This window comes from Microvirga zambiensis WSM3693, from assembly GCF_016735695.1.
In the GTDB taxonomy this organism is placed as follows: Bacteria; Pseudomonadota; Alphaproteobacteria; order Rhizobiales; family Beijerinckiaceae; genus Microvirga; species Microvirga zambiensis.
In genome coordinates this window covers 21,116-34,255 of the sequence record NZ_JAERQD010000026.1, presented here as the reverse complement: position 1 = coordinate 34,255, position 13,140 = coordinate 21,116, and the positions used below count along the sequence as shown (strand labels likewise).

The 13,140-nt window shown below is 63.2% G+C and carries 17 protein-coding genes; 9 read left to right on the top strand and 8 right to left on the bottom strand.

Features of this window, described 5'->3' with window-relative positions:
• Positions 1-64: 64 nt before the first annotated feature.
• Complete coding sequence (locus JKL46_RS19385; protein WP_201836094.1) at positions 65-991, top strand: LysR substrate-binding domain-containing protein; 927 nt, start codon at positions 65-67, stop codon at positions 989-991.
• A gap of 171 nt (positions 992-1,162) precedes the next feature.
• On the opposite strand, the gene JKL46_RS19380 is transcribed toward JKL46_RS19385, so the two are convergent.
• The 4 genes from JKL46_RS19380 to JKL46_RS19365 all read right to left on the bottom strand — a co-directional run bounded on the left by JKL46_RS19380 (position 1,163) and on the right by JKL46_RS19365 (position 4,894).
• Positions 1,163-1,948: a 3-hydroxybutyrate dehydrogenase gene (locus JKL46_RS19380; RefSeq protein WP_201836091.1), complete on the bottom strand. Its 786-nt coding sequence runs from the start codon at positions 1,946-1,948 to the stop codon at positions 1,163-1,165.
• A gap of 367 nt (positions 1,949-2,315) precedes the next feature.
• A complete protein-coding gene (locus JKL46_RS19375; protein WP_201836089.1) occupies positions 2,316-2,720 on the bottom strand; it encodes a DNA-binding transcriptional response regulator in 405 nt (134 codons plus the stop codon).
• 146 nt (positions 2,721-2,866) lie between these two features.
• On the bottom strand, positions 2,867-3,652 hold the full coding sequence (locus JKL46_RS19370) for an acetoacetate decarboxylase (protein ID WP_201836087.1): 786 nt from the start codon (positions 3,650-3,652) through the stop codon (positions 2,867-2,869).
• Positions 3,653-3,721: 69 nt separating this feature from the next.
• Positions 3,722-4,894, bottom strand: a complete 1,173-nt coding sequence (locus JKL46_RS19365) for a patatin-like phospholipase family protein (RefSeq protein ID WP_201836085.1) — start codon at positions 4,892-4,894, stop codon at positions 3,722-3,724.
• Between the two features lie 536 nt (positions 4,895-5,430).
• Here JKL46_RS19365 and JKL46_RS19360 point away from each other — a divergent pair.
• On the top strand, positions 5,431-5,895 hold the full coding sequence (locus JKL46_RS19360; protein ID WP_201836083.1) for a heme-degrading domain-containing protein: 465 nt from the start codon (positions 5,431-5,433) through the stop codon (positions 5,893-5,895).
• A gap of 274 nt (positions 5,896-6,169) precedes the next feature.
• On the opposite strand, the gene JKL46_RS19355 is transcribed toward JKL46_RS19360, so the two are convergent.
• The 3 genes from JKL46_RS19355 to JKL46_RS19345 form a co-directional block, all read right to left on the bottom strand.
• Positions 6,170-6,442 (bottom strand): hypothetical protein, encoded by a 273-nt coding sequence (locus tag JKL46_RS19355; protein WP_201836081.1) that lies wholly within the window; start codon positions 6,440-6,442, stop codon positions 6,170-6,172.
• A gap of 122 nt (positions 6,443-6,564) precedes the next feature.
• The gene (locus JKL46_RS19350; protein WP_201836079.1) at positions 6,565-6,960 is read right to left on the bottom strand and encodes a response regulator; all 396 of its coding nucleotides are present in this window, start codon (positions 6,958-6,960) and stop codon (positions 6,565-6,567) included.
• Positions 6,961-6,962: 2 nt separating this feature from the next.
• The gene (locus JKL46_RS19345; RefSeq protein WP_201836075.1) at positions 6,963-7,139 is read right to left on the bottom strand and encodes a hypothetical protein; all 177 of its coding nucleotides are present in this window, start codon (positions 7,137-7,139) and stop codon (positions 6,963-6,965) included.
• A gap of 506 nt (positions 7,140-7,645) precedes the next feature.
• On the opposite strand from JKL46_RS19345, the gene JKL46_RS35675 reads away from it, so the two are divergent.
• From JKL46_RS35675 to JKL46_RS19320, 5 genes are all read left to right on the top strand, one after another.
• Positions 7,646-8,386 (top strand): LuxR C-terminal-related transcriptional regulator, encoded by a 741-nt coding sequence (locus tag JKL46_RS35675; protein ID WP_246529410.1) that lies wholly within the window; start codon positions 7,646-7,648, stop codon positions 8,384-8,386.
• A 117-nt stretch (positions 8,387-8,503) separates the two neighbouring features.
• Positions 8,504-10,813, top strand: a complete 2,310-nt coding sequence (locus JKL46_RS19335) for an MHYT domain-containing protein (RefSeq protein WP_201836073.1) — start codon at positions 8,504-8,506, stop codon at positions 10,811-10,813.
• A gap of 148 nt (positions 10,814-10,961) precedes the next feature.
• Positions 10,962-11,150 (top strand): CsbD family protein, encoded by a 189-nt coding sequence (locus JKL46_RS19330; RefSeq protein ID WP_201836071.1) that lies wholly within the window; start codon positions 10,962-10,964, stop codon positions 11,148-11,150.
• Positions 11,147-11,491, top strand: coding sequence for a DUF1236 domain-containing protein (locus tag JKL46_RS19325; RefSeq protein ID WP_201836069.1), 345 nt, complete (start codon positions 11,147-11,149; stop codon positions 11,489-11,491). The genes JKL46_RS19330 and JKL46_RS19325 overlap by 4 nt, the downstream gene beginning before the upstream one ends.
• 64 nt (positions 11,492-11,555) lie before the next feature.
• Positions 11,556-11,696 carry a hypothetical protein gene (locus JKL46_RS19320; RefSeq protein WP_201836067.1) on the top strand — a complete coding sequence of 47 codons (141 nt, stop codon included), beginning with the start codon at positions 11,556-11,558 and terminating at the stop codon, positions 11,694-11,696.
• An 89-nt stretch (positions 11,697-11,785) separates the two neighbouring features.
• On the opposite strand, the gene JKL46_RS19315 is transcribed toward JKL46_RS19320, so the two are convergent.
• Positions 11,786-12,133: a hypothetical protein gene (locus JKL46_RS19315; RefSeq protein WP_201836065.1), complete on the bottom strand. Its 348-nt coding sequence runs from the start codon at positions 12,131-12,133 to the stop codon at positions 11,786-11,788.
• Between the two features lie 250 nt (positions 12,134-12,383).
• Between JKL46_RS19315 and JKL46_RS36875 the strand changes: the two genes are divergently transcribed.
• On the top strand, positions 12,384-12,581 hold the full coding sequence (locus JKL46_RS36875; RefSeq protein ID WP_425493286.1) for a NepR family anti-sigma factor: 198 nt from the start codon (positions 12,384-12,386) through the stop codon (positions 12,579-12,581).
• A 147-nt stretch (positions 12,582-12,728) separates the two neighbouring features.
• Positions 12,729-13,121, top strand: coding sequence for a hypothetical protein (locus JKL46_RS19305; RefSeq protein WP_201836061.1), 393 nt, complete (start codon positions 12,729-12,731; stop codon positions 13,119-13,121).
• Positions 13,122-13,140 lie beyond the last annotated feature (19 nt).

Genomic DNA, 13,140 nt, shown 5'->3' with positions numbered 1-13,140 from the left:
TAGTTGCCCGTATGGTCCAGATCTAATATATTGTTTTTGGCACTACGATTAGAGAAACATATCAATGGATCTGCGCCAGCTCCGGTACTTCGTCGCCACCGCCGAGGAACTGCATTTTGGCCGGGCAGCCGAGCGGGTTCACATCGCGCAGCCAGCCCTGAGCATCCAGATCAAGGCCCTGGAGGACACGCTGGGTGTCCAGCTCCTCAGCCGGACCAACCGGGTGGTGACCCTGACAGAGGCAGGCCGCCTGTTCCTCAAGGAGGCCTACCGCACCCTTGATCAGGCGCAGCATGCCGCCGTCGTGGCCCGCCGGGCCGGACGCGGCGAGATCGGCCGCATCGAGATCGGCTACTCCGTAGACACGTCCTACTCCGGGGTCCTGTCAGAGGTCCTGCGGCAGTACAAGCGACGGGTTCCCGATGTCGAACTCGGGCTTCACGAGCTGCATCCGAGCACGCAGATCGCACAGCTCCTGGAAGGCCGGATCCATGTCGGATTCATCGCCAGCTTTGCCGCCGGTCCTGCCGGGAAGCTGCCGCCGGAGCTGGATGCGATCCGCCTGGCGGAATGGCCGCTGAGGGTGGCGCTTCCAGCGGACCATCCCCTCGCCAAGCGGAGCCGGATTCCGCGGGAGTCGCTCGCGGACGAGCCGTTCATCGTCTACGTCGGATCGGACATCGAGCAGGACCGCTCGTTGATCCAGTCGGTGGTCGGGTTCGTGCCACGTGTCGCATACGAAGTGCGCAGCGGATTTTCTCTCGTGAGCCTTGTCGGCGCCGGACTGGGTGTGGCCGTCGTTCCTTCGTCGGTCAGCTCCGTCAGCATCGGCGAGCACGTCGTCTACAGGCCCATCTCCGGCAGCACGATGCAGGTCGGAACCGACGTCGTGTTCCGCCGGGACGCGGACGATCCGGCCGTGGTCAACTTCCTGGAGATCGTCCGGCCCGATCAGCATGATGCCAAGGGAAAGCGACACCGAGGCACGTGATTCATCCGGGAAACCGAAGAGACCTCAAGGTTCGCCGGCGGAGCGCTCCCATCCGGGCCTGGATCATGACTCCCGGTGTTGCGGGTCGTGGCTTCGGACAGGAACCCCCTTTCGATCCGTCCCCAGCCCTGCGAAGCGGCGGGGCACCCCATTCGGGTTCCAGGCCGGCCCTCACACCGACGTCCAGCCGCCATCCATCGACAGGTTGGCGCCGGTGATCTGGCTCGCCGCATCCGAGCACAGGTACACCGCAAGAGCCGCGACCTGATCGACGGTCACAAACTGCTTCGTCGGCTGCGCTTCCAGGAGCACGTCGTTGATCACCTGCTCCTTGGTCAGGTTGCGCGCCTTCATCGTGTCGGGGATCTGCTTCTCGACGAGGGGCGTCCAGACATAGCCGGGGCTGATGCAGTTCACGGTGATGCTATGCGTGGCGACTTCCAGCGCCACCGTCTTGGTGAGGCCCGCGATCCCGTGCTTGGCCGCCACATAGGCGGATTTGAACGGCGAGGCCACGAGCGAATGGGCCGAGGCCGTGTTGATGATGCGGCCCCACTTGCGCGCCTTCATGCCCGGCACGGCGGCGCGGATGGCATGGAACGCAGAGGAGAGATTGATGGCGATGATCTGGTCCCATTTCTCGACCGGGAAGTTCTCCACCAGCGAGACGAACTGGATGCCCGCATTGTTGACGAGGATGTCGACGCTGCCGAATGTCCGCTCGGCAAGACGGATCATCTCCTCGATCTCGTGCGGCTTCGACATGTCGGCCGGCGAATGGATCGCCTTGACGCCGAACTCGCTCTCGATGCCGGCGCGGGCTGTCTCGATCTCGCCCGCATCGCCGAAGCCGTTGATCACCACATTGGCGCCTTCCTTGGCGAGGGCCCTGGCGATGGCGAGGCCGATGCCGCTGGTCGAGCCGGTCACGACGGCGGATCCGGAGTGAAGTGTCATCGAAGTCTCCTTGTGCTGTGTTTGATCGTTCAGTCTGAAGCACTCGTCCCGAGCAGGAATCTCGCTGCGGTCCTCGACCCATCGAGCGTGGCACGTGGTACGAACCGACGGCCGACCATCGCTCGTCTGCCCTCCCCCGCATGTTCTCCCGACGGAACCAGGTTTCATCTTCCGCATCGTCCCGGGCTCTTCCAGGGCGTCGTCAGTGGAAGAACAAGGCCCACCCGACCAGTGCGAGCGGGGCAACGGCTCCCAGGACAAAAGACACCGCGCTGCCTGTCATGCCTCCTGAACGCGTCGGCCACCCTTGCGAGCCGTCACGTCGATGAGATCTCGGTTCCTGGGCCTGCGCCGGCGACACGGCTTCTCAGGCCGCCCGGCCCGCCTCGGCCGATTTGAAAGTCGCCGCCTCCGCGACCGCCAGGGCCTGATGGATGGCGTTGAATACCGCAGCCGCGGTCGGCTGCTTCAAGACACGATCGCCGCGTGACGACGTTCGCTGCTCCGCGCCAGCCAGGATCACGGCCCTGTTCTCGTGCACCTCGTGATACTGGTCAGCGAGGATCCAGCCGTCGATCAGCCCGGGCAGCACGGCACGCGTGTACAGCCAGCTGACGGGGTGGCTCCAGTCGCGCAAGGCCAGAAAGGCCTTCTCGCCGGTATCCGCCGTGATGACTTCATGGGCCTGGGCGCGCAGCCACCGCGCGAGTGTCTCCCGCATGATCGGGTTGTCGTCGGCAATGAGGATCCGTTGTCGTTTGATCGTGATCATGGTGCTCTCCGGAGCACGCAGAGAGCTCTTTCGCCCATCAGCGCACCCTCTTTCGCTTTCCGTCGCGGTTCCGGGATGCATGCTTGCCACCCCGCTCCGCATGCGACCCCCTGGTGATGATGGCGGAACCGGAAATCGGCCCGCCGTCATTCCGCCGCCTCATAGCGTCTCTGCTTCCGGTGGGACGGCTCGGATGCCGCCAGATAGTCATGGACGACATTGCCGAGCCCGAGCGTCAGGTCGGCCACGATGTGCGTTGCCGAGACCACCTCCAGGATCGGCAGTTCCGCGACCGGCGCCAGGGCATGCGACCGCAGGTCCAGGGATGCCGGACCGGTCCAGGCCTCTTTCAGGTCGATGTCCTCGAGGTGGTACTCGACGAGCTCGCAGATGCGCGTGGTGCCGTCGACATGAGGAATGATCTTGAGCAGGAAGTTGGGCTCGCGGAGCGAGGCCATGGCCCTTCCGGGTTCGGCAGCCTGGTGCTTGTAGCCCATCGTGGCGGTCGCGACGCGAACCGGTCCGTAGTCGAGTGTGCCGACAAGGGCGTCGACCTCCGTGCGCAGAGTGGGATTCGCGAGCTTCTTGGGAAAGCCCCACAGCTCGCGCCCCCCGGCGATGGGCGAATGGTCATCGAGGAACATGCAGTGGGTGTAGCTCCCCTTGCGGCCGCGGAACGAGACGGGGATGACCTGTCCGCTCTCGGTGTAGTCGCCGAACCCATTCGAGTCCGGCATGCGGATGAACTCGAACTTCACCAGCGGCTCGTCGACCTGAAGCGGTTCCGGGACGAGCTCCCGGAGCTTCCTCAAGTCGGTCCGATAGGTGATGATCAGATACTCCCGATTGCGGAAGCGGTAAGGCCCGATCGGGTAGGCCGGACTGTTCAGAGGCATCGCGAATGCTCTGGTCCGGACGGTGTCCTCGTGCATACCTGAAGTTCTCCTGTGCTTGATAGAGTGGTCGCCGGGGCTGAACGACTGCTCCAGCCCCTTCGCGCGCTATTCCCGCCCGTCCTTGAGGAAGTCGAACGTGTGGACCCCATCCTGGTTGTCGGGCCGCTGCAACACCTCGGGATGGCGCAACGTGCGCATTGCGTCGTGATAGCCGGCACGCCAGTGCTCCTCCATGGACCGCCGGGAGAACTCGTAGTCCTTCGAATGGCTTTCGTAGTGTTTCGAGCGGTAGATCATCTGGATGATGTTGTACGCCTTGCGATCGGCCTCCGAGCTGAGGAGCTTCGCCTCTTCGGTCGTCCGCAGGTCGTCCGGCAGGTTCGACAGGAGGCTTGCGAGCGCGTGGCGCAGGCGCTGCACGCGCTTGAACTGGTCGGTGCTGGAGCGTGTCCGGCTGGAATACTGGATTTCCTTGTGGCGCGTCGCGACCTCGGCCAGGTTGCGGGGCAGTTCGCCGTGGGCACTCCACAGATCGACCTGGAACGCGAGCGTGTCCTGCCGCGGGCCGGCATCGACCACCCAATCCAGCGGCGTGTTCGAGATGAGGCCTCCGTCCCAGTAGAATTCGCCTTCGATCTCCACCGCCGGGAAACCGGGCGGCAGCGATCCGCTCGCCATCACGTGCTCAGGTCGGATTGTGTGCCTGGTGTTATCGAAATAGACGAAGTTGCCGGTGCGCACGTTGACCGCGCCGACACTGAAGCGCATCACGCCGGCATTGATCCGGTCGAAATCGACAACCCGCTCCAAGGTGCTTTTCAGGTGTTTGGTCTCGTAGAAGCTCGTTGCCTCCTGGGCGCCATCCGGGTGCAGCCAGGGAAACGGCAGCCGGGGCGTGAAGAAGCTCGCGGCCCCGCCGACGAGGGCGCAGGTCGCGCTCACCTGGTTGAAGAAGGCACGCGCGAGATCCCCTTTGGGGGCGACGGCATCGAGGGCAGTGGACCAGTCGAGCAGCGGATTTGCGGAGATCTCCTGCCAGAAGGTGCGCAGCTTGGCGACCCGTTCGGCCGGCTCGTTCCCCGCGATGATGGCCGAGTTGATGGCGCCGATCGAGACGCCGGCGACCCAGTCAGGATGAATGCCGGCCTCCGCGAGAGCCTCGTAGACGCCGGCCTGGTAGGCCCCGAGCGCACCGCCACCCTGCAGCACGAGCGCGATGCATTCGAACGGGAGGTGTCGTCTGACGTCGGCCAGACGCGGCTGGACTTGGATGTTCATAGCAGTGATCCTTCGCCTCGACGGTCGGTGGACGCCGCCGTGCGGGCCCCCGGCGCAGTCCTCGTGCGGCTGGCGGTCTGGGTGATCGTGCGGTCCGGCCAGGGCTCGAGCCCTTGGTTTGATGTGGCCTCGCGACGACGGCCCATCGGCAGGATGCCGGGCAGCGTCAGGGCCCTCGGTTGCAGCAGCATTCCGGTCTCCGTATGCGTGTAGACTGCCGCCAGTGCATACATTGCCGGATTTATCCGGGTCCAATATATTGTTTTAGGCTTTATGATTGGGTAAATATATCAATAAGCGCGCGTCAGTACTGGCACTTCGTCAGTTCGACCATGACAGCCCCTCTTCCACCGTCCCGTCCCTGAACGCCTCCGCGTTCTTAGCGAACAATGATGCCTACGGGTACTTTCCCAAGTTAGGTTGGCTTGGCGTGACCGGACCTACGCTGACCAACGGCAACGACTTCCGCGCCATTCTGATCAGGTAATTGAACTCAAGGGCGGGGACGATCGGCTTCAGCGGCTTGGAGACCTAGGATGAACGACAGCAACAATCTTGATGCGCTCTTGGCAGAGGAACGGGACTTGCAGTTCTCGTCCTTCGGTGCCGATGTCGCGTGGACACTGGGCAGCCACATCTACCAGCGTGCGAAGGCCGGCGCCCTGCCTATAGCGATCGAGATTTCCAGGAACGGTCAGCAATTGTTCTTCGCAGCGTTGCCTGGGCCAACACCAGACAACGCCGAGTGGATTCGCCGGAAGCGGACTGTCGTACAACGCTTCCATCACAGCTTCCTATACATGTCCGTCGAGGCAGACGTGAAGGGGCGCCCGTTCTTGCAGCGTTACGGGCTTTCCGAACAGGACTATGCGGCAGCCGGAGGCCGGTTTCCCATATTCGTCAAGGATACGGGTTGTGTCGGTGCGGTGGTTGTGAGTGGCCTACCTCAACTTGAGGACCACCGCCTGGTGACGGAGTCAGTACGAGCGATCATCGCTTAATCGACAATGTAGTATCTCAAGGAGATGGAGGTTTGTTCCATAAGGCCCAGCCCATTGGACTGAGGCATGTCCCGGCTCGAGGAAATTAAAAGCCTGAAGCAGAAGCTGGCAGAGGCCGTCACCCGCTCTATCGGCCAGCGAACGATCAAACTACTGGAGCTATGAGCACGGGCTGACCGGACTGAAATCACGGAAGGTCTGGAAAGGGTCATGCAGTGAAGTTCGCCAACTTCTCGGAAAGTCTGGTGCTCCCCGCTGGAGCTGACATTCCGCATCATGCCGTCCGGCGTGGGACCCGCACCAACCAGGTGATCGACGCGAAGGCCCCTATCCAGGACCCAAGGGCGGCAAAGGCCACATACACCGCGTGTTCCGTGTAGCTGATGACCGCGAAGGCCGAGAGCAGGTACCAGATGGCGCTCCAGTTCGCCGCCCGTATCCGGTGCCGGGCCACCACGGCCGCATTGAAGAACACATAGGCTGCATCAGTCGTGGCGGTCGCCAGGACCACGCCCAAGGCGATCACGGGATCGATCTCGAAGGTCATCAACAACCCTCCCGGTTGACCAAGCTCGCCCCGGCTTCTGTTCGATTGGGTCAGCTGCTCTGGTCGGATCAGCCATCCAACGGCTCTTGGGGCTTGGGGAAGGTAGAGCGGAAAGGCTCGTTTCAGGCAACTGGCGCCTTGGGCTGGCGGATGGCCCGTTCCGCCTCGACCAAGATATCGAGGCCGCGCCAGGGCTTCGGCATGAAGGTGACGCAGTCCGGCATCTCGTTCAGCCGGCCACCTGCGGCGCCCGAGGTGAGCACGATCCGGATCGTCGGCCACAGCGTGCACACGGCTTTGGCGAGCTGGACCCCGTCCATCGGGCCGGCCAAGCGGATGTCGGCGAAGATCAGCGCCACGTTGCTGCCATGTTCCTGCAGGTAGGCCAAGGCCCCTTCTGCGCTCTCAACGTCCACCACGTCGAGTTCGGTTTCCTCTAGCAAGGCTGCAGCAAGGTCACGGACGTCCGGATCGTCCTCGACGACGAGAGCGTGGGGTTCGAATTGGCTGTCGTCCATGGTCAGCCTCCGCGGCTGTCCATCCGCCGCAGAATGGCGACAAGCGGTCCGGGGACTGGCTCCTCCAGCACGTCCCGGTACACCTCCGCAAAGGCCCGGGCGATCATGAAGGTGGCGACATCGGGGTGGATTTCATCGACGCGCGGCAGGCGCACCTCGACCGAACGGTCGCGGGACATGGGTTCTCTCCTTGCTCATGGTCGTCAGACCGCGGCGATGCCGCTGGGCAACCCGGGCTAACATACTTTAACGAGGGCAACCGGCGACACGCGGGCTGGTTTCAGCGTGGCAGCAGAAACCCTGCTTTCACGGAGCATTCGAAAACAGAGGACTAGGTGCTTGATGGGCGCCATCGTCCCGGCCGGAGCCGCGCAGGGGATTGAAACGCTTCTATATGATTCGTGAAGGAATAAGCCCGCGGCTGCCTCCGTTTGACATTCATGTGACGTCAACCGACGAGGCAGGGTCAGCCATGCATCGCCCCCACGTAACAGTAGCGCCTCAAGCACTGGCGCCGAATCCTTCAGACTTCCCGAGTTCGGGCCCTTCGCTGAGATGCGCAGCGCTCCTCTTTGTCGCCTCCGTCAGCTCCTTTATTGGGGCAGGTCTCCTGCTGGCCAGCATCTGAGCGCAAATGTACGTGCCTTCCAACGCACATGTTTGAACATAGGAGGGAATGCAAATCATGGACCAGGATACTGTCTGCAGTGAGAAAACCCTCCCTCTTGCAGTACAAGCATGCGCCTACATTGCGACCAAACTGATTTGCCGTAACAGCCTTATCCGCAGCGGCATCGACCACATCCTTGCGGGCACGCCGTTCATCGTCTCGGCAGAGGCCGACGAACAGGCATCGGAGGCGCCTGCCCTCTGCTTGATCTACACCGACCAAGCTGGCGATGACGTCTGCGAGGTCATTTCCCACCTGAAGACGCGATGGCCTTCCGCACGGATGGTCCACTTGAGCGATCACTTGGATCCCATCGCTGCCACCCGTGCTCTCCAAGCAGGCCTCGACGGACTTTGTCCGACAACCATGAGCGGTAAGGTTCTCGTCTTGGCGCTTGAGTTGGTCATGCTCGGTGAGCGGTTTATCCCCGCAGACGTTAGCCGGGCCCTGTTGGATGCAGGGGACCGGAGCTACGAAGGTGGCTTCGGAGGATCTGTTGCCGCCGTGCCGGCTAACGATGGTCTCGGCGGAAAGAGCTTGTCCGGTCGCGAAGCCCAGATCCTGCATCTCATTACCCAAGGCGCATCGAACAAGGTGATCGCGCGGGATCTGGGATTGGCTGAGGCGACAGTCAAAGTCCATGTCAAAGCCATTCTGAGGAAGGTCAAGGTGTCCAACCGGACCCAAGCCGCCTTGTGGGCACAGCAGCACATGCGCGCCAGCTCTCATGATGACATCATGATTGCAGCCGAGTGAACCGGCCAAAACCGTTTCCCTGTAAGCTTCAGAACGCTATGGAGCTACAAGCGAACCAAAAGGAATAACAATGTCGCTGCCTCGCCGATGGATCATCTCCCACTCGGACTGTAACCGATGACGCTCGTGGGAGCGCACGATCACGCCCTGGTCACCCTGTCGTTTGTTTTGGCGGCCTTCGCATCCTACACCGCCCTGGATCTTGCCAGCCGGGTTGGTTCCGACAGAGGCTGGAGGAGCCATGCCTGGCTGGCCGCGGCGGCCGTCGCAATGGGGGGCGGTATCTGGTCCATGCACTTTGTGGCCATGTTGGCCTACAGCTTGCCGGACTTGCCCGTGCACTACCATGCGGATCTCACGCTGCTGTCGCTGGCACTGCCGATCCTGGCGACCGGCGCCGGTTTCTTCATCGTGAGCCGCAGACCTGTCGGCCCAAAAGTGCTCGCGGCGAGCGGCCTGCTCGTCGGCCTCGGGATCGTCGCCATGCATTACACCGGTATGGCGGCGATGCACGTGGATGCGGACCTGAGCTACGATAGCCTTTGGGTCGCAATCTCGGTCCTGATTGCCATCGGAGCCGCCATCGTCGCACTCTGGCTTGCACTCCGGAACACAGATCTCATCCAACGGCTTGTCGCATCCATTGCGATGGGAGTGGCTATCTCCGGCATGCACTATGCCGCGATGCGAGCGGCGACCTTCACCGCCCATCCCAAAGATCCCATGTTCGATGCGATCCCGTCGCATGCCACCATCGGGCAGACCGGCCTCGCGCTGGCGGTGGCCGGCACTACTTTCCTGATCCTGTTCCTGGCCCTGATTGGGTCCATGTTCGACCGCCACTTTGCCGTTCTGGCGGACCGAGAGGCAATGGCCCTTCGCGTCAGCGAGGAACGCTTCCGCCGGCTCTACAAGAAGACGCCCCTGCCCCTGCACTCTTTGGGCGAGGACCGGACGATTGAACACGTCAGCGATGCCTGGCTTGATCTCCTGGGCTACCCCCGTGACGAGGTCATCGGCCGCCGGGTCTCGGACTTCATGACGGAGGAGTCAGCTCAGCGTCAGAAGGAGCTGATCTGGCCGAAGTTCCTCGCGCAAGGCAAGGCAAGGGACATCGATTATCAGTTCATCACCAAGAGCGGCCGTATTCTCGACGTGCTCGTGTCCGGCAACGTTGTAGGCGACGAAGAAGGACGAATTCTCCACATACTTGGCGGCGTCGTCGATGTGACCGACCGCAAGAAAACCGAGGAGGCGCTGCGCCAAGCGCAAAAGATCGAGGCTCTCGGCCATCTCACCGGTGGTGTGGCGCATGACTTCAACAACCTGCTGGCGGTGGTGCTGGGCAACCTGGAACTTCTGCGCAAGCGTCTGCCGGATGATCCCAAGGCCACGCGCCTGCTCGACAGCGCGGTCCAGGGGGCCCAGCGGGGCGCGGCCCTGACCCAGCGCCTGCTGGCCTTCGCGCGCCGGCAGGAGCTCGCGGCAGAGCCCGTCGACATCCCCGATCTCGTGAAGGACATGACCGACCTGCTCCAGCGCTCCATCGGGCCGATGGTGCAGATCGAGACGCGCTTTCCGCTCGGCATGGCTTGCGCCCATGTCGACGCGCACCAGCTCGAACTCGCGCTGCTGAACCTAGTCGTCAACGCGCGTGACGCGATGCCGGAAGGCGGAAGCGTTGTCATTGCAGCCCGCGAACAGACTAACACCCCGGACGATGGCAGCGATCTCCTGCCAGGCCGTTACGTGTGCCTGTCCGTCACGGACACAGGCGAAGGCATGGACGAGGCGACCCTCGCGCGGGCGATGGAGCCATTCTACACGACCAAGGGCGTCGGCAAGGGCACGGGCCTAGGGCTGTCCATGGTGCATGGCCTTGCAGCGCAGTCCGGCGGGAAACTCATCCTGCGAAGCCGGGCGGGTGAAGGCACCACCGCCGAAATCTGGCTCCCCGCTGTCCAGAAACGGGCCTCCTCGGAGCCTATCTCATCGCCCGTCCCTGCCCCGAGGGGCCCATCGATGGCCCTCCGGCCGCTCACCATTCTCGTGGTCGACGACGATGCCCTGGTGCTGGCCAACACAGCAGCGATGCTGGAGGACCTCGGGCATCACGTCATCGAGACCGGCTCCGGCCAGGAGGCGTTGACCATTCTCGCGAGCGGCAGGAATGTCGATCTGGTGCTCACAGATCAGGCCATGCCGGCCATGACCGGAGTCCAGCTGGCCGAGCGCATCAACACCGAGCGGCCCGACCTGCCGATCATCCTGGCCACCGGGTTCGCCGACATGCCACAGAGTGCGCCCTCGGATCTTCGCAGGCTCAGCAAGCCGTTTGATCAGACCACCCTCGCCCACGCCATCGGCGAAGGCCTGAAGCCGGCGGATCGAAGGGCGGCCCTGCCGTTCCGTCCTCGGCAAGGATGAAAGCCGTCAATGCCTGCCACCTCCGGATGAGCCATCGGGCGGCAGCAGTGCGGATCGTAGAGGAAGCAGCGTCTCCCTAAGGCCCGAATCCGGAACGGTCCGGGGCACCAAACGTTGATCCTGCAAACATTGTTGCAGGAGCATTATCATGGACCAAGATCGCATCGAAGGCAGCGCCAAGACCCTGGGTGGCCGTGTGAAGGAGTTCTTCGGGCGCATGTTTGGCGACACGAAGCTGCGCACCGAGGACAAGATAGATCAGGCGGAAGGCCGGATCCAGAACACCGTCGGCGGGCTGAAGGACAGCCTGCGCGACGACGGCCGGCGCAATCTATGACGGGATTGGCGCGGGCCCTGCTGCTCACGGCCCTGCTTGGGACATCGGCATCAGCCCAGACGGGCGGCACGCCGGTGGAAACATCGCCCGTGCAGCTCTCCCCGGAGAAACAGGCCACCGTAAGGCAGCACGTGCAACGGGAGCACCCGCCTGAAGCGCGGACGGGCGGCCCCGTTACCGTGGGGATGACGGTTCCAGAGAGCGTGGAGCTCTGGGGCCTGCCCCAGGACAGCGTCACCGAAGTGCCGGCGACCACGAGCTACAAATTCCTGCTCACCGGCAAGACCATTGCGGTTGTCGACCCGGACAGCCGGAAGGTGATCCAGATCATTCCGAACTGACGGGCAGAATTTGACCGCGGGATCGGCTGGGTCCGTGAGATCCGCGATGTGGAAGGAGACGGTCATGGCGCACCGCGAACAGCATGGAAACCGCGAGGCGAAGAAGCCGAAGAAAGACAAACCCAAAGGGTCTACGACAGCCCAGTCCTCGAAGTGGGCGGTGAGCGAGATCGTCGAGGCGCGGACGGACTCGTCCAAGCATTAGGCATCAGCGGGAGCGGAGTCTCCCGCCCAAACAGCCCCGGCGACAGGCGTGGCCCCTGATCACAGATGGCCGCTGACGAGCCCCGGTGGTCAGGGTTTCTTGGGGCGGGCTGCCAACCGGCGCTCCGCTTCACGCTCGATGAGGACCGCGGTCTCGGAGGTCGTCCCATCCCGGTGGCCTTCGAAAGGCATCGCGGCCCACACCTCGGCAGCCTTCAGCTGGAAGAAGTCAGCCGCGTCCTGCATGCCTGGATCAGGCGAGAAAGCTTTCAGGCTCTGCAGGGTCAGCACCAGCCGGCGCCGGAAGGGCCATGGAAGAGCAGCCAACGTCTCGGCCACGCTCATGCGCGCGGCCCCTTCAACTCCAGCCTGGTCGGCGAGGTCATCGATCCGGCTCTGGACGGCACTCAGGCTCGCTGGGGTGGGACCATTACTCATTCAGACATTACACGGGCACGCTGCAAATCACCTCGGCAACGGGTGCAACGTCATGTTCGTTCCGTCAGCCCTGCTTCTGAGAGCCGCTTGTCACCTAAGAAAAGCCTCGGCAGAAGCTTGGAGCCTTAGGCCAGAACAGACCAGACGCGCTTCAATAGCCAAGCTAAATCTCAGATAGGGTGGGCTATTCCTCTCCGGAGCCGCGAAGCTTTAACCAACTGTTAACCATGCATTTACATCCTTGTCCTCGATGAAGCCTGGAGAAGTCATGGTTCCTAATCGACAGAAACCTGGAAGAGGACAACTCGGTAAGTCCGCTCAGGTCCGGATCGGTCGGAGATTGCGACAGGTCTACCGCCCCCTCGTGGGCGAGCCGATCCCCGACGACTGCATCGACCTGATCTTGGCCCTGCGGCGGAAGGAACGGGAGCAAGGCCGGCTGGCATAGAGAGCCCTGGCGAGGGGATGCCCCCGTCAGGTCTCGCGCAATCCCAGGCATGCGCAGCCGCTCCGCCAGGAACAGCCCCGCTGAAACCATGCCCGCCAAGCACCGTTAGCTCCTTCGAGTCTTGTCCCACTCGGTAGGAGTAAGGTCATGCGTAAGCTGGCAGTTCTCTCAGCGGTGGCCCTGGTCGGGTTTGGATCCCTGGCGGCTAGCACGGATTCGGAAGCGCGCTCGCGCCGCAACACCGGAGCCGTGGTCGCGGCAGGCGTGGCCGGCCTCGCCGTCGGCGGCTTGATCGGGGCGGCAGCCTCGAATGCCTATGCGACTCCCGCCTATGGCTATCCGAGCTACGGCTATGCGCCCGTCACGACGACCCGTGTGGTGCGCACCTATGACGATTACGATTATGCGCCGCCCCCGGTCTACCGCACCAGGCGGGTGGTCCGGTACTCGGCGCCGGTCACGTACGATTATGGCTATGCACCCGCGCGCTACGGCTATTCGTGGGGCGGCCCGGCCTACGGCTATTACGGTGGCTGGTAGGAGGTACTCCCGAGCATCG